General features: G+C 36.8%; 18 protein-coding genes. 8 read left to right on the top strand and 10 right to left on the bottom strand.

Going from position 1 to position 19070, the window contains the following annotated elements:
• Nucleotides 1–36: 36 nt before the first annotated feature.
• Complete coding sequence (locus G9371_RS13275; protein ID WP_023896554.1) at nucleotides 37–471, bottom strand: acyl-CoA thioesterase; 435 nt, start codon at nucleotides 469–471, stop codon at nucleotides 37–39.
• Nucleotides 471–1628 (bottom strand): iron-containing alcohol dehydrogenase, encoded by a 1158-nt coding sequence (locus G9371_RS13270; RefSeq protein ID WP_029424727.1) that lies wholly within the window; start codon nucleotides 1626–1628, stop codon nucleotides 471–473. Before G9371_RS13270 ends, G9371_RS13275 begins: the two co-directional genes overlap by 1 nt.
• A 225-nt stretch (nucleotides 1629–1853) precedes the next feature.
• Here G9371_RS13270 and G9371_RS13265 point away from each other — a divergent pair, with 225 nt between their 5' ends.
• The 5 genes from G9371_RS13265 (at nucleotide 1854) to G9371_RS13245 (ending at nucleotide 7119) form a co-directional block, all read left to right on the top strand.
• Nucleotides 1854–3098: a lactonase family protein gene (locus tag G9371_RS13265; RefSeq protein ID WP_071543220.1), complete on the top strand. Its 1245-nt coding sequence runs from the start codon at nucleotides 1854–1856 to the stop codon at nucleotides 3096–3098.
• 300 nt (nucleotides 3099–3398) lie between these two features.
• Nucleotides 3399–3902, top strand: a complete 504-nt coding sequence (locus tag G9371_RS13260; RefSeq protein ID WP_029424729.1) for a low molecular weight protein-tyrosine-phosphatase — start codon at nucleotides 3399–3401, stop codon at nucleotides 3900–3902.
• 19 nt (nucleotides 3903–3921) lie between these two features.
• Nucleotides 3922–4956 carry a UDP-N-acetylmuramate dehydrogenase gene (gene murB / locus G9371_RS13255; RefSeq protein WP_002060928.1) on the top strand — a complete coding sequence of 345 codons (1035 nt, stop codon included), beginning with the start codon at nucleotides 3922–3924 and terminating at the stop codon, nucleotides 4954–4956.
• A gap of 4 nt (nucleotides 4957–4960) precedes the next feature.
• Nucleotides 4961–6091, top strand: a complete 1131-nt coding sequence (locus G9371_RS13250; protein ID WP_165471278.1) for a YdcF family protein — start codon at nucleotides 4961–4963, stop codon at nucleotides 6089–6091.
• A complete protein-coding gene (locus G9371_RS13245) occupies nucleotides 6091–7119 on the top strand; it encodes an alpha/beta hydrolase (protein WP_001290023.1) in 1029 nt (342 codons plus the stop codon). The genes G9371_RS13250 and G9371_RS13245 overlap by 1 nt, the downstream gene beginning before the upstream one ends.
• A 60-nt stretch (nucleotides 7120–7179) precedes the next feature.
• On the opposite strand, the gene G9371_RS13240 is transcribed toward G9371_RS13245, so the two are convergent.
• The 5 genes from G9371_RS13240 to G9371_RS13220 all read right to left on the bottom strand — a co-directional run bounded on the left by G9371_RS13240 (nucleotide 7180) and on the right by G9371_RS13220 (nucleotide 13365).
• Nucleotides 7180–7683, bottom strand: coding sequence for a hypothetical protein (locus tag G9371_RS13240; RefSeq protein ID WP_086221507.1), 504 nt, complete (start codon nucleotides 7681–7683; stop codon nucleotides 7180–7182).
• Between the two features lie 56 nt (nucleotides 7684–7739).
• Nucleotides 7740–8795: a linear amide C-N hydrolase gene (locus G9371_RS13235; RefSeq protein WP_000474098.1), complete on the bottom strand. Its 1056-nt coding sequence runs from the start codon at nucleotides 8793–8795 to the stop codon at nucleotides 7740–7742.
• A 210-nt stretch (nucleotides 8796–9005) separates the two neighbouring features.
• On the bottom strand, nucleotides 9006–10679 hold the full coding sequence (locus G9371_RS13230) for an FMN-binding glutamate synthase family protein (RefSeq protein WP_000157981.1): 1674 nt from the start codon (nucleotides 10677–10679) through the stop codon (nucleotides 9006–9008).
• Nucleotides 10680–10843: 164 nt separating this feature from the next.
• Complete coding sequence (locus tag G9371_RS13225) at nucleotides 10844–12181, bottom strand: PepSY-associated TM helix domain-containing protein (RefSeq protein ID WP_165471277.1); 1338 nt, start codon at nucleotides 12179–12181, stop codon at nucleotides 10844–10846.
• Between the two features lie 611 nt (nucleotides 12182–12792).
• The gene (locus G9371_RS13220; protein ID WP_000043926.1) at nucleotides 12793–13365 is read right to left on the bottom strand and encodes a TetR/AcrR family transcriptional regulator; all 573 of its coding nucleotides are present in this window, start codon (nucleotides 13363–13365) and stop codon (nucleotides 12793–12795) included.
• 323 nt (nucleotides 13366–13688) lie between these two features.
• Between G9371_RS13220 and G9371_RS13215 the strand changes: the two genes are divergently transcribed.
• From G9371_RS13215 to G9371_RS13205, 3 genes are all read left to right on the top strand, one after another.
• Nucleotides 13689–14552 (top strand): iron-containing redox enzyme family protein, encoded by an 864-nt coding sequence (locus G9371_RS13215; RefSeq protein ID WP_029424732.1) that lies wholly within the window; start codon nucleotides 13689–13691, stop codon nucleotides 14550–14552.
• A gap of 284 nt (nucleotides 14553–14836) precedes the next feature.
• The gene (locus G9371_RS13210; RefSeq protein WP_199958369.1) at nucleotides 14837–16003 is read left to right on the top strand and encodes an MFS transporter; all 1167 of its coding nucleotides are present in this window, start codon (nucleotides 14837–14839) and stop codon (nucleotides 16001–16003) included.
• Nucleotides 16004–16150: 147 nt separating this feature from the next.
• Complete coding sequence (locus G9371_RS13205) at nucleotides 16151–16654, top strand: hypothetical protein (protein WP_001238663.1); 504 nt, start codon at nucleotides 16151–16153, stop codon at nucleotides 16652–16654.
• Nucleotides 16655–16706: 52 nt separating this feature from the next.
• Here G9371_RS13205 and accC read toward each other — a convergent pair whose 3' ends face one another.
• From accC to aroQ, 3 genes are read right to left on the bottom strand one after another with little or no spacing between them, the layout of a single operon-like run.
• Nucleotides 16707–18077 (bottom strand): acetyl-CoA carboxylase biotin carboxylase subunit, encoded by a 1371-nt coding sequence (accC, locus tag G9371_RS13200; RefSeq protein ID WP_000939648.1) that lies wholly within the window; start codon nucleotides 18075–18077, stop codon nucleotides 16707–16709.
• A gap of 16 nt (nucleotides 18078–18093) precedes the next feature.
• Nucleotides 18094–18513: an acetyl-CoA carboxylase biotin carboxyl carrier protein gene (gene accB / locus G9371_RS13195; RefSeq protein ID WP_000354611.1), complete on the bottom strand. Its 420-nt coding sequence runs from the start codon at nucleotides 18511–18513 to the stop codon at nucleotides 18094–18096.
• A gap of 17 nt (nucleotides 18514–18530) precedes the next feature.
• The gene (gene aroQ, locus G9371_RS13190) at nucleotides 18531–18986 is read right to left on the bottom strand and encodes a type II 3-dehydroquinate dehydratase (protein ID WP_000099412.1); all 456 of its coding nucleotides are present in this window, start codon (nucleotides 18984–18986) and stop codon (nucleotides 18531–18533) included.
• Nucleotides 18987–19070 lie beyond the last annotated feature (84 nt).

The following is a 19070-nucleotide window of genomic DNA, read 5'->3' as shown; positions in this document are numbered from 1 at the left end:
CAAAAAGAGGAGCTTATTTTCTTTTTGCCTCATTTTTTATAATAAAAAATTCTCTAAAACTTCACGGACTGACTCGGATATTGGAACAGTCTTGCGTGTTTCACGGTCAACAAAAACATGCACAAAATGTCCTTGAGCTGATGCTTGGTCTTGTCCTTGTTTAAAGATTGCCAATTCATAGCGTAAAGATGTGGTACCAATATTACCAATCGCAACGCCTACCTGAATAACTTCTGGAAATGATAACTCTTGAAAAAAGCTACAAGCTGAGTCGACGACTAAACCAATTGATTTTGCTTCATGAATATCAAAACCTGTTTTCTGGATGAGCAAAGCATTGGCTGCCGTATCAAAATAGCTATAGTAAGTCACATTATTCACATGACCGTAAATATCGTTATCTGCCCAGCGAGTTTGAATATCTAAAAAGAACTTAAATTGATCACGAGTTTTTAAAACGGGTTTAGTCATTAATAAATCGCCTGATAAATTGCTAAAGCAGCTGCTTCTGTCATGTCACGTGGATTATTTTGCAGTAATCGAGTTTGCAACATGGCATCTTGAGCAAGTCTTGGTAAGCTAGACTCTTCAATACCTAACTCACTAAGTTTTAAAGTCAAACCACTACGGTCTAAGTGATTTTGCATATGGTCAATAAACAGATCACATAACCCATCGGTGCTACCGTTGCTATATGGGTCTAGCCATTGCATAAGTTCTGCATAGTATTGTTTGGCATAGGGCGCATTAAATTTCAGTACTTCAACCAGCACCAAAGCATTGGTATGTCCATGCGACAAATGAAAATGCCCACCCAATGGATATGCTAAAGCATGCACGGCAGCAACAGGTGAGTTTGCAAATGCCTGACCTGCAAGCATTGAACCGAACAGCATGTTCTGACGTGCTTCTAAGTCATTACCGTTTTTAAGAACTTTCGGTAAGTTATGGTTCAGCAGCTTCAAAGCGTGTTTCGCTAAAATATCGGTATAAATATTTTTCTTATGTTTAGAGGTATATGCCTCAATGGCATGGACCATTGCATCAATACCTGTAGCAGCCGTAATATGGGCAGGTAGATTTTGAGTAAAAGTTGCATCAAGAATTGCTGTATCGGCATAGAGTACCGGAGAGACAATTCCCATTTTTGTCGTTTCACCTGTAGTCACTATTGATATGGGCGTCACTTCCGAGCCAGTACCGGCTGTAGTGGGAATTAAAATAAGTGGAAGTCGGGCTGTTTTGACCTGATTTACCCCATACATTTCTTGTAGGTTTTGAGTTTGGTTAGGATGTGCGAGTAAGGCAATCACTTTGGCTACATCTAAAGAACTTCCGCCTCCAAAGCCGACAATAACATCTACATTTTGCTGTTTAGCATAATTCGCTGCATCTAATACCACTTGCTCTGGTGGGTCGGCCTGAACATCAGCATAAATGACATGTTCAATTTTAAGAGTATCTAAAATTTGAAGAATAGGCAGGTGTAACTGATTTTTAATCATACCCGCATCAGTTACCAGTAATAACTTGCGGTAAGTTTTTGATGCCAACACATTCTGTAATTCTTGTATAGAACCGAGTCCTGAAATAATGTTGGGAACGGTCTGAAACTGAAAATGGCTCATATACATTATTTCCTTATTTTTGAAAATTATTATAGATGCATTCTATAGGATTCATTCTGCAAATTCTCTTAAAAGTAGCTGTGCTTTTAAGCTGCATTTAGTTAAAGAAAATTCACTTGAAAATTGGCATTTTATAAACTAATTTTCAAAATCATTAAATGAAATTAGATTGTGAATACCTTATTGGTAAATGCAAGTAAGGTAAATTTTTTTAAGGATATGCATGTGAAAATAGATACTGATGTCAATACTGGATACGGCAAGGATACCGACAAAAATGGATATGCAAATATTAAGTATCGTGAGCTAATTCAAAAATTAACAGCAACATTATCATTGACGCTTTTGTCATTTGGATGGGGCTCTACAGTAAACGCAGCACAACAACAAATCGCTTTAGTAGGAACCTGGACATCTATCCCAGATGCACCGCTTGTGCAAAAACCAGAAAAAGCCAGTGAAGGTTTGTACCAGCTACAAGTTAATGCTGACGGGACCTTAACTCCTGTTAAGGTATTGCAAATGAAAAGTCCATCTTGGGTTGTAAAATCGAAAGATGGCCGTTTTGCATATACCACTAATGAAGAAAATGAAGGGGCGGTAACGGCATTATCGATTCAAAACGGAAAGGTAGAGGTATTGAACACGGTAAATAGTCATGGCGGGCATCCAACACATGCATCCATCAGTTTAGATGGTAAATTCCTATTTGTGTCGAATTATTCTGCATTTGATAAAGGACGTGGCGGTGTTGCTGTTTTGCCAATTTTACCAAATGGTCATTTGGGTGAAATGGTACAAAATATTGTTTTTGCGGAGGGTTCTGGTCATGTTAAAGGGCGTCAGGATAGTGGCCATGCCCATTCGACAACTTTTAGCCCAGATGGTAAGTATTTATATGCAAGTGATCTTGGAAATGACAAAGTCTATGCTTTTCGTTACAACCCAAGTAAGCCTCAACCACTTGAAGCGGACAAGAGCCGAGATGTGAGTTTTAAGCATGGTTCTGGTCCACGTCATATGGTCTTTTCACCAAATGGTAAACAGGCATACATTACCGCGGAAATGCGAAGTGAAATTGTGACGTTTAACGTACAAGATGGCCATTTGAAAAAAGTCGCTGAGCTAGAACTAGTTCACGAAGATAAAACACCTGAATTCAAGAGCGCAAGTGGAATTATTCTTAGTCCAAATGGTAAGTATGTGATCGCTGCAAATCGTGGTGCGGACAACAAACTTTTGGTATTTAAAATCCAACAGAATGGGCTGTTAGGTCAACCGCAAGTTTATAAGCCCAATGGTATTGAACCACGTGCTTTTTCATTTGATGAGTCAGGTAAATATCTGTATGTGACGAATGTTTATAGTAATAACATTAGCTTATTCCGTTTTGATACCAAAAATGGCTCATTAAAACCTTTAGGCGATGCAGCTAAAATATCGACTCCAACTGATATCAAATTCTTTTAATAATTTTTCCTCACACTGATCCTGCAATATTTATAAGCTATTAGATTTTTCAGTGTTCATTGCTACAGATACTCAATCTTGAAAGACAATCAAGATTGAGTTGAGGATTGAGCACATAGAAAATTCCTTTAAAATCTCTTATTTTACTTTTCAAGACGCGTGAGTTTTGAGAAAATGAGAGCTTGTCACAATGGTCAATTCAAACCTGATAATAATGGATAATTTTGTCGGGTTTTTGCAGATTTTTGCGTGTAAAATACTTATTTATTTTTTAGTTTAAGTGGTTGGAATAAATTTCTAATGGAAGCACAGTATAAGGTGTTATGTGTCTGTTTAGGAAATATTTGCCGTTCTCCCACGGCTGAAGTGGTTTTTAGACATTATTGTGATCAGCATCAACTCAATATCATTGTCGATTCAGCTGGAACAAGTAACTATCATCCAAATAAAGCACCTGATCAGCGTAGCCAATTGCATGCAAAAAAAAGAGGCTATGACTTATCTTCTTTGCGGGCAAGACAACTTTCAACTCAAGACTTTTTAGATTTTGATTTGATTTTGGCAATGGATCATCAAAACTTTGATGATATTCTCGACTTGCTACAAAGAGCTATCTTCCAATTTGGCAGTCATCAAATTCGGGCAAAAGTGGCATTAATGAGTGAACATGATCCTCAATATCCACAACAAGCTCTGCCTGACCCTTACTATGGTGGAGATGAGGGCTTTGAACGTGTACTCGACCAATGTGAATCAAGTGCGTTGGCGTGGATTAATATCCTAAAAAAACAATTGAATGTTTAAAAACAGGTTTTTCAATACAATGCAAATTCAAAATCAAGTACAGCTTAAGCCATTCAATACTTTAAGTTTAGATGTTACAGCTTCTCATTACACTAAGGTCAAATCTATTGAAGATATTGAAAAAGCTTTAACTTTTGCTAAAGAGCATGAGCTAAATGTACTTGTATTATCTGGCGGTAGTAACATGCTATTACCGCAACAAATTAATGCTTTAGTTATTCATCTTGATATTCAGGGCATAGACGTTTTATCTGAAGATCAGGATTTTATTCGAGTTAAAGTCGGTGCAGGACAGGTTTGGCACGATTTCGTTTTATATACTACAAAGCAAAATTGGTTTGGCTTACAGAACTTGGCACTTATTCCGGGCTTGGTTGGTGCTTCACCAGTGCAAAATATTGGTGCTTATGGTGTTGAGGTTGGTGAGTTTATTGAGTCGGTACAAGTCTATGACCGTCTATTAAAACAAACCGGATCAATTTCGGCAGCAGATTGTCATTTTTCTTACCGTCATAGCATTTTTAAAGATGAACCAGCTCGCTACATCATTACTCACGTCACCTTTAAGCTGCTTAAACAAGCCAATCTAAAGCTAAATTACGGTGATTTAAAACAGGCAGTAGGAGATAACCTGACTGCTGAAAATTTACAAAATCAGGTCATTCATATTCGTCAAAGTAAATTACCTGATCCAAAAGAATATCCGAATGTAGGAAGTTTCTTTAAAAATCCGATTGTAAATACTCAAGAATTTGAACGATTAATCGCACAATTCTCAACAATTCCACATTATCCTCAGGCTAATGGTAACGTTAAAATTGCTGCTGGTTGGTTAATTGATCAGGCTGGATGGAAAGGTAAACAGCTCGGTGTAGTGGGAATGTTCCATAAGCAAGCCTTGGTTTTGGTGAATTATGCCAATGCATCTCTTGCGGATGTAAAGAAAACTTATCAAGCTGTACAACATGATGTTGAACAGCGTTTCCAAATTATGTTAGAACCAGAGCCTGTGCTTTATAACAATTTAGGTTTAATTGAAAATCATACGGAATAGTTTTATGCCAAAAGTACACTTGATGGTACGTTTTGTACAAGTAGTTACTGTACTATTTGTAATATTAGGCTGTTTCGTGATTTTTTTGTATTCGCCGTTTTATTCAAAACTTATTGTAGCTGGACTTAACTATTTTGTTCCGGTAGATGTTAATGAAGTGGCTGCGGAAAGCCAGCGAAAAGCAGCATTAAGTGAACATGACAACTTAGAGCCGGGGTCAAATTTATGGATTGCTCGTCAGGCTTATTTGAAGTTAACAGAAGATGCTTTACGTGAAAATAAGACTGCAGATTTGGGTTACATACAAGAAAACTATAAAGCTTTGCAGCAAATTATTCTTTTAGAAGAAAAAGAACAAGAACTACAGGAAGAGAAAGAAACGACGGCTGTGAGTGTTCCTTTGGTTGCGAAAAATTCAGAAATTGATGCGGCCGATGAAGCAAGTAGTCCTATCGATGCAGCACTTTCTATTAATAGTTCTGAAAATAAAGCCCTTACAGAGCAATATACGGAGTTTTTAGCAAGAAAACCTGTAGTGCCAGAGCATCAAAAACCGGCGAGTGAGCCTGAGCAGAAAGTTGAATATGTTCGTAAAAACCCTCTGCCTGCTCAACCTAAAAAGTTATCAGAACCTTATGCGATTGTAGTATTAGGCGGTGGTTTAACTTTAGATAAAAATGGCAAAGATATTGTAGTTAACAGCTATACGCGGTTAAGACTAGAAAAAACCTTAGAAGTTGAAAAGAAAAACCATCTACCTATCGTACTAAGTGGAGTTGAAGCCCCTTATATGCAAGCATGGTTGAAAGCGCGTGGGGTAGATGCAAAATTATTAGAAAAGCGCAGTATGAATACCTGTGAGAATACTCGCTTTAGTTCATTGTTACTTCAAAAGAAAGGTGGTGCGCCTACAGTTATGCTGGTCACAGATGAATATCATATGCCACGTACGCGCCGTTTATTTGCTTTAAATGGGATAGAAACTATTCCTGTTACCGCTCCAATGCCAACCCCGCTTACAAGTTGGCAACCGAGTACACAAAACTACGATCATAGTCGTCGTGCAAATTATGAATTACTTGCGACAATTCGTGACATGTTATTTGGTTCAAGTGATTGTCGAGAGGTGCCTTAATGTCTGAGATTCCATTTCTCAATCCTGCCGTATTAAAACAATTAGATTTACCGGTTCCGAACCGTGAACTCACTCCGCAAGTTTTAAGCCCACTCAATTTAAATACCTTAGAAGAACCTTCTCGTGAGCTTTTAGCATACCGTAAATTATACGGTTTACATTTACTGGACTGTGAGCATTGGCAAGGCTATGTCCAAATGCCTTTATTTCGTCTGCATGTCCAAGTTTTTAAACCTAAATTAGACAAAATCCAAGGAACCGTATGTTTATTGCATGGTTATCTGGAGCATAGCGGAATTTATCAGCCCATTATTCGCGAAATACTCGAACAAGGCTTTAGTGTTATTACCTACGACTTACCTGGTCATGGTTTGAGTAATGGTTCACCTGCAAGTATTCAAAATTTTGACCATTATCAACAAGTTTTGATGGCGGTTTATCAATATGTCAAACATGCTGATCAATTACCGAAACCATGGGTAGGTATTGGTCAAAGTACGGGTGGGGCAATCTGGATGCATCACTTGCTTGAGTATGCAGAAAAAAGACAAGACCCAATCGTCGATAGGGTTTTATTGCTTTCACCATTAATTCGACCTGCTAAAACAGCATGGTGGCATAATCCGGTAGGTCTAGGCATTATTCGTCGTATTAAGCGTCAAGTGCCTCGACACTTTAGACGGAATAACCATAATCCTGAATTTTTAAGATTTATTCGTTTAAAAGATCCATTGCAGCCACGCATGATGGGCATGGACTGGATTTTGGCAATGTCAAAATGGATGCAGGAAATGGAAGAGCGACCTGCTTGCCGTATTCCTGTCTGGCTTGCACAAGGGGCATTAGATCAAACAGTAGACTGGCGTTACAACATCGAGTTTATTCGCCGTAAGTTTAGGCTTCAAACATTATTGATGCTAGAAGAGGGTTCTCATCAATTAATTAACGAACGTGCAGATATTCGTGCGGCTTTAACAGGTTTAATTCCAGCCTTTTTACATGCAAAGCCGAAACATTTTTATTATTAAAAAATTAATGCACTCATTCTAGTCAATAGATTGAGTGCATCAGTTAATCAAATCAGATGATTATTTTAAACTTTGATAAAGTTCTACGAAATTTTTATACACTGAAGACTGTTTCTGCGGTGAATACATATTCCGCTCAATAATACCTTTATCAGTCTTAACTAACACATTAATTTTTTTTGCATTTTTAAATTCCTGTAAGAACTGACTTGGAATAATAAAGTACGTGGTCGAGTGTTTAGGAACAAATCTGCTAACAGTAGTTTTCTCAGTAGCTTGAGCTGGGTTATAGCTAAATTGTTTTCCATCAATATCAAATACTAATGAATTAATATCATAGAAGTTATAACTACTGCTTAAATGTACATCTACACGGACTTGGTTTTTCTGTTTTTCATTCCATTTAACAAGTAAGCTTGGACAAAGTTCTGTAGGTAGGCAATTGAGATGACCAGCTGTTTTTAGCTCAGATGTTGCTGTCGTGGTAGTAGATTTATATGAGGTCGTGCTACAAGCTGTTGTAAGTAAACAAGTACCTAATAAAAATAGGGCTTTTTTCATAATGTAATTCCAAGAAAGCAGATATTATTTATCTTATAGGTGATAAATTTTACCCTTTATTAAAGAGTTTTTGGGCTTAAAAAAGCAAATGGTTTTGCAATTTTAAAATCAGAAGTCGCATCTCCAGCATAGATATGGCTCTGCTCGGGACCGAGATCCAGTCTACGGGTTTTACCATCTTTAAAATTTATTTTCTTCAAGTCCACCCAAAATACATTGGGTGATAAAGCGGATTCAAAAAAATAAAGCATCTGTTTATGGTCTGCAACAGTTCTCCAACGGGTCGATGAAATATTAGGCTCTTCTTGTGTATTTAATCCATATGGAACAGAGGCATTTCGAATAACGCTAAATACAGAAGCCTGAGCTTGTTTCATATCGTCATTTTTTGGAATTGCATTAATATAAAATGATGCTCGTGCAAAACGGTCAGAAGCGCGGTTAGTACCCGGAAGCATAACGGTACCGCCGATTTGTTTCCAATATTCAGCAAGTGCAAGCTGTTTATCAAATGTAGGGGAGTTGGTCATGATTTGATAATTCCGGCTGTGATGAATCACTTGTTTCCCGCCAATATACTCAATAATTGCGCTATCACCTGTTTTATCGGAAATAGACAAATGAAGTGTTGTTAGTCTAGATTCACCCGGAACGCTGTCTGTTACGATTGTATAGGGTTCTTTCTCAAGAGCTTTAACGGCTTCATCAACGGTTGCGAAATTATCGAGTACATACTGTGCCCAAGCTGCGATACTTAATAATGGTTTATTAGAATTTTTTACATCTGGATACTGAGATTCGACTAACCATAAGACATTAGCGACTAAACCAGCTTCATTCATCCCGTCGGTCGTAGAGACTTCATAACCTGTTGCAATAACGCTGCCATATTTAGAAGTCCATTTAATTGAATTTGGTCCTGCACTTCCATCACGAGCAACACCACTCGGTAAAATCCATAAATTTGTGCCGGTATCAACTTTCCAGTCCATTGAACGGGCTGTAATAATATGTTGATTATTACCTAAATATACCGCACGTGTACAAGCCGATGCATAGCTACTTAACCCTACAGCAAAAGCAATAAAAGTGGGAATGAATGTTTTTTTAAACATGAGTGAACACCTTCTTGTTATTACAGTTTGAGGATATTTATTTAATAAAATTAAAGCATGTATATTATTTATACTTTTATAGTAGGTGAAAAATATATTAAATACAAACTAAAAGAAGAGGCTATTTAAAGCAAAAATCACATATAAATTTAAAATATGAGAGAGCATCACATTTTAAATATGATGCTCAAATTATTAAGTTAGTATGAATTAAAAATGATTAGCGTCAGCCATATTCCACATACGATAATAGAAATTATCATCATCATTTTTCAGTTCAGATTGTAAAAGCTCACCTTCTTTTAAGAAGAAGTGTAATTGAGCATAGTTTTTAATTTCACGGTCATTAATCCGTTGAGCTAAATGATGAGCTTTAATATCCGATGGATGACGTAAACCTGCCGCAGCAATCATTTCTGATAATGCATGTAATGTATTTTTGTGGAAATTAAATACACGTTCTGCTTTGGTCGGTACATGGAGTGCTTTCTGGCGATCTTTATCTTGGGTTGCAACGCCTACAGGACATTGGTTTGTATGGCAACTTTGCGCTTGAATACATCCAACTGCAAACATAAAGCCACGTGCTGAGTTCACCCAATCTGCACCGAGAGCAAATGTGCTGGCAATATCAAATGCACTAATAATTTTACCGCTTGCACCAATTTTAACTTGATCTCTTAGGCCAGCACCTACAAGTGTATTATGAACAAAGCGTAGGCCTTCACGTAATGGTGTTCCGATATAGTCACTAAACTCAATAGGGGCTGCGCCAGTACCACCTTCAGAACCATCAACTACAATAAAATCAGGCACAATTTTTGTTTCAAGCATTGCTTTTACAATACTCATAAATTGCCAAGGTTGACCAATACACAGTTTGAAACCTACCGGTTTACCACCAGATAAAGTTCGTAACTTCTGTAAGAAATGCATCATTTCAATTGGTGTCGAAAAGCTTGAATGCTTGGCAGGAGAGATACAATCATGGTCACGGGAAACACCACGGATCTCGGCAATTTCAGCAGTAATCTTATGTTTAGGTAAAATACCGCCATGGCCCGGTTTAGCCCCTTGCGAAAGCTTAAGCTCAATCATTTTGATTTGTGGCAATTGAGACTGCTTAGCAAACTTTTGTTCATCAAATTTTCCGTCTAAAGTTCGACAGCCAAAATATCCACTGGCAATTTGCCAAACAATATCACCACCATTTTCTAAATGATAAGGGCTGAGACTACCTTCACCGGTATCGTGATAAAAACCGCCTAATTGTGCTCCCTTGTTTAATGCACGTATTGCATTCGCACTTAAACTACCAAAGCTCATGGCAGAGATATTCATAATGGATGCACTATAAGGTTGAAGGCATTGGGCATTACCAATTTGAATACGGAAACTCTTAGGATCCGCTGGCGGACATGGACTAATGGAGTGAACAATAAAGCGATAATCTTCTTGATAGACATCAATAATTGATCCAAAAGGTTTATCTGCATTCTCATTTTTAGCACGTTGATAAACCAAACTTCTTTGCATACGCGAGAAAGGAAGGGCATCTTGATCCGCTTCAATAAAGTATTGGCGAATTTCAGGGCGTATATCTTCAAATAAAAAACGGAAATGGCCCATAATCGGGTAATTTCTTAAGATTGAATGCCTATTTTGTAAGACATCATATAGACCTAATAAGCTTAATGCGCCACTGACGACCCATAAACCGTTGAGTAAAGTATCCGAAATAAAATAATAAATACTATGAGGTGTATATACGGTTCTAAACCACGTGATTGTGAGTGCAGTAAAAATACACAAGAACCAAATAGAGTGGCGTGAAAAGAATGTATTGAGAAATTTATGTCGAATGATTTGTGCCGGACTCGCCATATGTGAACAAATTCCTAATGTTTTACTGGCACATACCTTGCCAAGAAGCGGCCAAAACTACAAGTAGGGAATTGTTTAACCGGTATTTTATTCATTTAATCTTTTACCAACTGATCACCTCCCTAATACGAGAAGCTGATGAGTTGGCAAAGACCAGAGCTTTATTAAGCTTTAAGAGGGAGCTGTTTTTTTATGAGCAAAATAAATAAGGTGATGACTAAGCTAAATCCAAAAATAGGTAAACTCAGCCCTAGAATAGCAAGCATTAATGTCGTAATTATTCTTTGTTGTGTAATTGCATGTTTCCATACGAACAAAGTTTGGTTAATAAAATGATGGGTCGTAAGTTTTAAATTGGAGGTTTTAAACCAAGCTTTATACGCATAAACAATCATTACACATAGCCCGAGCGCATACAGAACCAGAATTAATTGATTGACCCAACCGAATAGTACCCCAATATGTGCATCAACTCCCCAGCGTGTAAGTTTTGCAACTAATGAATAATCTTTAAAAGCGAGTTTATCGATTACCTTGTGTTCATGCATATCAATCGCAATACTATCTGCTTGTGTGGGCCATTTACGCTGTATTTCCGCAACAGTCCAAGCTTGGTTCTCAGCAACTGGCGGTTTGATTTGTATTTCTGTTGAATTAATCCCATTTGCTCGAGCAATTGCTAATACAGAATCGAATTCAGCTGGCATGATGTCTAAATTTGGCGTTTCCATGATCATTTCGTGATGTTCATGATGAGCCATTTCTGGCAATGAAATCTGATTTAGTGAGGTGGTCAATATTGGTGTTTGCCAGTTTAACCATTGACGGGCAATACGAATATTATCACCAGCCCATTGAGACCATGTAAGACCAGTAATCGCAATGAACAATAAAAGTGGTAGTAAAGCTAACCCAATAGAACTATGCCATTTTAATAAGTGATTTTTATTTGTTTGTCTGTTTTTGAAGTTTGAGCGACGCTTCCACCAACTGTATAGCCCACTTAAAGTTAAAAAACCAAGCCAACTTGCAGCAAGTTCACTATAAAAACGTCCCCATTTTCCTAATAATAAATTGCTGTGTAATTGATCTAAGAATGTACGTAACGGTAATACGCCACTGGTTCCATACACAGCAAGTTGTCCTTTTACAGAAAGCGTATAAGGATCAATAAAAATGGCTTCATTATTTAGATGGTGTGTATGATCGGAAAAAATAACCCGCGTAGTTTGCACAGGGCTTGGTGATGGTCTGACTTCTGTAATTTTTGCAGTTGCAGGCATGACTTTTCTTGCGCTTTCAATCTGCTGGCTTAGAGGATATATCTGATTTAAAGGCTGAACATTTAATACATCTTTATAGATGAATTGCTCTAACTGAGGCGTAATTGCATATAGTAAGCCAGTAAATGCGGCAACAAATATAAATGGGGCAATAAAAATACCGGCATAAATATGTATGAGACGGAAGAGACTACGCCAAAAGCTAGAAGTAGGGGACATTTTAAAGTGATATCGAGCAAACTTTGTCGTGAAGTATATCTACTTTAAATTGTATTTTGAAATTGCACTTTTCATTGGTTAGCTTGATTGTAGATTTTCTAAAGTATCATTGTGCTGAATTACTAGCAATGCTGTTGCTTGGTGTTATGAAATATCTCGTAAATTTTGCTCTCTAAATACACAGCTCATATGATCAATACAATATTTAGTATAGATATTTATGAAAAAGTTCTTTATAGAAAAATTTTTATTGTTAAGTTTGTTTTAAATATTATTCTTTTAATTTATCTATAGAAACTAAATAATCTATGATTTATTTCTTAATAATTATAATTTCGTAATTTATTCTAGTACCAATAGATTTATGATGTTGGTTTGAGTGAATACAGCTAATGAGTAAGAACTCTTTTATGGATATTAATGGTTTATGTCTAAGCTTTTTGAGAGAGTTTTATATTGTTACTAATTCTATTGATTAATATTTTAATAAAAATTATCTTATTAATTTTTATAATATTTAGTGCTTAATAAAATTTTTAAATGAAACTTCTAGACTAAAAAACAAAAGTATACACTCTTGTTTTTTAGTCTAGTATTTCAATGTTATTAAATTAAATAGCGACTAATTCCTCAATTTTCTCAAGATCGATTATTTTTTTAATATAAGACCAAGTTTTTTCAGCATTAATTAAATTTTTATCAATTGTTCCATCATTAATAACTCCATCGAGGATATTAAGAAATAGATTGGTTAATGCAGCTGCGTCTTCTACCTGAATTTTAATTAAAATAGAAAAAACAAGCTCATAGAGCCATTCTCTATATTCATTAATAGGATTTTTAACGGATGGATAAAGTTGTACTACTTCCATAGTTGCCTTTTTAAATAAGCATCCATTAAAGTCTTCTGTGTAAATCCAGTCAATATACCAATTAAATAAGCTTCTGAGTTGAACTAAAGGTAGGTCATTGGTATTGATTCTTTCTAATATAGCGGACTGTATATCAGAGTTTCTCTTGTAAAGGCATGATTCTATTAGCTTTTCCTTTGAAGGAAAATACTTGTAGAATGTCATCTTTGCAACATTAGATTCAGCAATAATTCTGTCCACTCCAATAGAGTTATAGCTTTTTTCATTAAAAAGGGCAGTTGCTGTTTTTATAATAGTGTCTCTTTTTGACATCGATTTCCCCGTAGTAAATCTTTTGAAATCCGTTTCTTTTTTAAGGCTAGTGCTCTGGCAAAAGTCAGTTTAATCATATTGAAAACGCTAATGTAATACAACATGTGAGAGCCTAAAAAAATAGTATTTTTCGATATTAATTGTTATTTGATTCATTAAAAAAATTCATTAAATTATCCATTGATTTGTAGTAATAATAAACCTAATATCAAATTGTTTAGGGATGAGTATACAATTTTATTTAGTAGCAAATGAATGCACGATTAAAATAATGGGGAACTCATAACCTAACTATAAGAATTAATTTGTTATTGAGAATGATTATGTCAAAAAAATTTGAAGATTTCGATAATCCAAGACAAAAGGCATTACTGGGGATGAAGAATAGTATTCCTACAGAACAGTGGGAAGAAAATCTAAAATTTCTCAAACAATTAAGAGCGAGAATTGCTGAATTACCAGTATGTAAACATCCGGCGATCGAAGTTTTAAATAATGGATTGCTTGATAAATTCACTTTAACAAGAATTCATTTAGAATATCGTCATGCGATTGTTCAGATTTTTACTGATGCCTTATTAATGGCCCAGTTCCAGACAAAACAATTGGAGCCTAAACTCCATTCTGGAGCTAAAATGTTTCCACGTGTTTTATTAAGTTTAAATGTACTTGATGAATTTGGTTTTAGACCAGGAACAGACTCAGACAATTATTATCTAGGTAATCCGGAGTATGCACATTATCCTTTATATGAAGATTTATTAAATGATTATGGTTTGAGTGAGAAGGACCGTAGAGAGTATCAACCTTCAAAAATTGCAGATCAGGTAAGAAATTTTCTAGAATCATCTTATGATAGTTATATTAAAGTAGTTGCTTTACTTGCAGTGGCGGAAGAAGAAGTGATTCTTTTTAGCCCACCACTTCGTGAAGCGACTAAAGCCATTGGCGTGGATGTTGAAGGTGGCGGCTATTACCATGTTCATGGGGTATCTACTGACGAAACCTCAGAAGCAGCAGATGATGATCATGAAGATGATCTCTGGTTTGCGTTAGCGCAAGCAATAACTAAAGAAGACCATGAGAGCTTAACAACGCTTTGTATGGATTATTGTGCTTTATGGAATGAGTTTTGGGATGCACAAATTGCTGATATTCACTACTTAGAAGCAAAGAAGTTAGCATAACTTGTATTCATAGTAAGACGAATAATTGATAAAAACTAAAAAGCCTATTCACATATGAATAGGCTTTTTTAATACTTTAAATCCAGCCCATCTATAAACTAATAACCTGAAGTATTTCATTTAATACATTATTTGCATCTGTGGGAAATGATAGAATTACGAAAGTCAGTAAGTTGATATGTATGGGGCTTAAAAACATGCATCCTATAAGTGTGAGCAAATGAATACATTCATATACAGCTATCTGAAATTTTTAACCTATTGAAAATACAAAGGTTCACGTCTTGTTCCCACCATTTACAATCCAAACCAGATTAGGCGGATTCTACTTCTTTTATTATTCCATTGTTGGCACATTTATGCCGTATTGGAATTTATATCTCCAAGATCAGGGGTTTAATTATCAAGAGATAGGTATTTTATCTTCTATTGCTATTGTGACGCGCTTCTTTGCCCCTTTGGTTTGGGGCTGGATCGCCGATAAATCCGGTAAAAGAATGCTATTAGTGCGGATTGCCACATGGATGGAGGCATGTATATGGTTGGCTATTTTTATAATTCCTAATACCTTTCAGTCCGTCGCTTTACTGATGCTTATTTTTAGTTTTTTCCAAAACGCTATTTTAGCTCAATTTGAAGGAGTAACTTTATTTTGGTTAGGAGACCAAAGGGCGAAACTTTATGGCAAGATTCGAAAATGGGGATCAGTTGGGTTTATTGTAGGTGTATTTACAATAGGGGCAATTTTAGAAATCATTCCGATTTCAATGTTGCCTATATTATTGCTTATCATTGCCTCCTTAGCATTTATTTGGGCATTTACGATACGTGAACCAGAAGGGGCCCCAACTTCACAAAAGCATTTACAACCTTTATTGCCTGTGCTGAAACGTCCTGAAGTTGCTGCTTTTTTCACAATTGAGTTTATTCTTCTTTTTTCACATGCACCTTTTTATAGCTTCTATAGCAATTTTCTGAAATCGTTAAATTTTAGTACAACGGAAATTGGCTTTTTATGGGCTATGGGCGTGGTTTCTGAAATTGTGATGTTTGCATATGCAACTACGTTTTTTAAATATTTTTCTTGGCGTAGCCTTGTAGCAGTATGTTTGATTTTGACAAGTATACGCTGGTTATTAGTTGCTATTTTCTCTCACTATTTCATAGGTCAGTTATTTGCACAGTGCCTACACGCCTTTAGTTTTGGCTTATTTCATCTCATCGCAATGCGGCTTATCTTTCAAAACTTTTCAATAGGGCAACAAGGTCGAGGTCAGGCTTTTTATAGCACCATGTGGGGACTTGGAGTGGCGTTCGGAAGTATTTTGGCTGGTCATTACTGGAAAATTCTTACGGGTGAGCATATTTTTATGATCGCCGCTTTAGTGGTTCTATTTGGTTTGTGCTTTGTCTATTGGTTACCTAAACAAATCGAAAAGTCAGTTTCTTAGATTAAATAGTGATAAAAATTGTTAGGAATACAGAGTTAAAGATAGAAATTGTTTGATGAGAAGTATCGGTTCGTTACGGTTGAAAAATATTGTTTTTATATGGTTATGAAACAATGTTTTTCTAAAAAAATGTGCTAACTTAAACTCATGCGTTTAATGATTAATAAATCTATGAAAAATATTTATATTATGGGATTATTATTGGCTTGTTCTGGTTTTGCTATGGCTGAGACAGTGACTCAACAGCCCACAGAACAACCTGTTCGCACTGCAAGTAATCCTAATGCTATACGTATTGTTACGCGTCCTGAAATTATGGGATTATGGGGAATGGAGATTCCAAATAATAAAAAATGTGTAGAGTATTACAACTTCCGCAGTAGTAACGATGTGGTGATTAAAAGTGGTGAAGAGTGGTCATATGGTATTTATGAATATCAGCCATCTGATGACCCTAAAGAGCAGCTATCGGCTTTAGTAATGCAAATTAAGTTTGATAATAATAAAGTAGATTGTTCTGGTCAGAAGCAAGATCAGACAGGTGATATTTCTCAATATTTCGTGCAATGGAAAAATGACCATACTATTAATTTTTGCTCAACGGCTAAGGGTGAGCAATGTTTCGCAACTTTACGCCGAATGTTGCCATAAACAAATTATAAAAAAAGCCTCTTATTTAAGAGGCTTTTTTATATGAAGCAGATTATGCAGTTTCAGCTTTCTTTTCTTCTTCCACTTGCTTTAACAAGTGTTTTTCAAGGTAATGGATGTCCATTGCTTGAGAACAGAAGTTTTTATCCTGCAAAATAAGATCTTTATGTAAAGGAATATTGGTTTTAATTCCTGTAAGAATCATTTCATCTAACGCTTGACGCATGCGGGCAAGTGAAGTTTCACGATCTTTACCATGAGCAATCAATTTTGCAATCATTGAATCGTAATATGGCGGAATGCTATATCCAGGATAGATATGAGAATCTAAACGAATACCCGCACCACCTGGTGCATAGAAACTTTCAATTTTACCTGGTGAAGGTAAGAATGTTGTTGGATCTTCGGCATTGATACGACATTCAATGGCATGACCACGAACTTCAATATCTTCTTGTTGAAGCTCTAAGCCTAAACCAGCTGCAATACGTAATTGCTGCTCAATAATGTCAACACCAGTCACCATTTCAGTTACAGGGTGCTCAACCTGAACACGAGTATTCATTTCAATGAAGAAGAATTCACCATCTTCAAATAAGAATTCAAACGTACCAGCACCACGATATTGCATTAACTGACATGCGTGTACACAGGCTTGTAAAATATCAGCACGTGCTTGTTCCGGTAGATTTGGCGCAGGAGCTTCTTCTAACACTTTTTGGTGACGACGTTGTAATGAACAGTCACGGTCATATAAATGAATCGCGTGGCCATTACCATCACCCAAAACTTGAACTTCGACATGGCGAGGTTTTTGTAAGAAGCGTTCCATGTATACGGTATCATCGCCGAACCACATTTCTGCATCACGTTGAGCCGCTTGAACTGACTCAAGTAGTGTGTCTACACGTTCAACAATACGCATACCACGACCACCGCCACCAGCTGCCGCTTTAACAATAAGCGGGAAACCGATTTCTTTCGCTTCAGCTAATGCGTTATGGATAGTTACAGCATGGTCACAGCCAGGTACCGTAGGTACGCCAGCTTTTTTCATTGCAACAATTGCAGAAACCTTGTTACCCATTAAACGAATATGTTCTGGGCGAGGGCCAATAAATGTGAAACCTGAGCTTTCTACAATTTCAGCAAACTCGGCATTTTCCGAAAGGAAGCCATAACCTGGATGAATTGCATCGGCACCAGTAATTTCTGCAGCAGTAATAATTGCCGGGATGTTTAAATAGCTGTCACTACTTGCACCCGGACCAATACATACTGCTTCATCAACGAAACGTAAATGCATCAAATCTTTATCGGCATCTGAATAGATACCAACAGTTTTGATTCCTAATGTTTTGCAAGCCCGGGTAATTCGTAAAGCGATTTCACCACGGTTTGCAATTAAAACTTTTTGCAACATAGATGTCCCCGGGGTATTACGCGCGATAACGGAATAAAGGTTGACCGAATTGGATCACTTCACCATTTTTCACTAAAATTTCTTCAATCACACCGCTTTGAGTTGCTTCAATCGGGTTCATGATTTTCATTGCTTCAATAATACCCAAAGTCTCACCAGCAGATACTGTTTGACCTACTTTGACAAATGGTGCTTCGCCTGGGCTTGGAGCAGCATAGAACACACCAACCATAGGAGAAGTTTCAACTGCTCCACGTGGTGTTTTTGCAACAGGTGCTTCAGCAACAGGAGCTGCCGGAAGTGCTACACCAGCCGCAGCAACGACAGGATTGCGACGAGTTAAAGCGATCGATTGATCACCTTCTTTAACTTCAATCGCTTGCAAGTCAGACTCAATCATTAAATCGATGAGTTTCTTAATTTTGCGGATATCCATGGGCGACTATTCCTGAACTAGTTTGGGTTAGATGGTTGAATTTTTTCAATAGCGTAATCGAGTGCAAAACTATAACCTTTTGCACCTAGACCACAAATCACGCCAATTGCTTTGTCTGATAAATAAGAGTGATGTCTGAAAGCTTCACGTGCGTGAACATTTGATAAATGTACTTCAATAAAGGGAATAGCAACGCCAAGTAAGGCATCGCGTAAAGCAACTGAAGTGTGGGTGAGGGCAGCAGGGTTAATAATAATCAGTTTTACGCCTTCTGTTTGTGCCTGATGAATACGGTCAACAATGGCACCTTCCCAGTTGCTTTGAAAAGTATCTAGTGTAATTGAGGCTTGTTCAGCTTGAGCAATAAGTTGTTGGTTGATATTGTCTAGGGTAAGATGACCATATACTTCTGGTTCGCGTTTTCCCAGCAAATTCAAATTCGGTCCATGAATTACCAAAATGGTCGAACTCATTCAGATTGCTCCAGCTCTAAAGTTGCAAATAATCTTTGCAAGATGTCTGCAAAGTTTGCTTATTATGGCATATGTTTCTACAAG

The sequence above is a fragment of the Acinetobacter sp. EKM10A genome (genome assembly GCF_011075215.1).
In the GTDB taxonomy this organism is placed as follows: Bacteria; Pseudomonadota; Gammaproteobacteria; order Pseudomonadales; family Moraxellaceae; genus Acinetobacter; species Acinetobacter baumannii.
The sequence above is the reverse complement of the archived record's forward strand: the minus strand, read 5'-3'. Positions and strand labels throughout refer to the sequence as shown.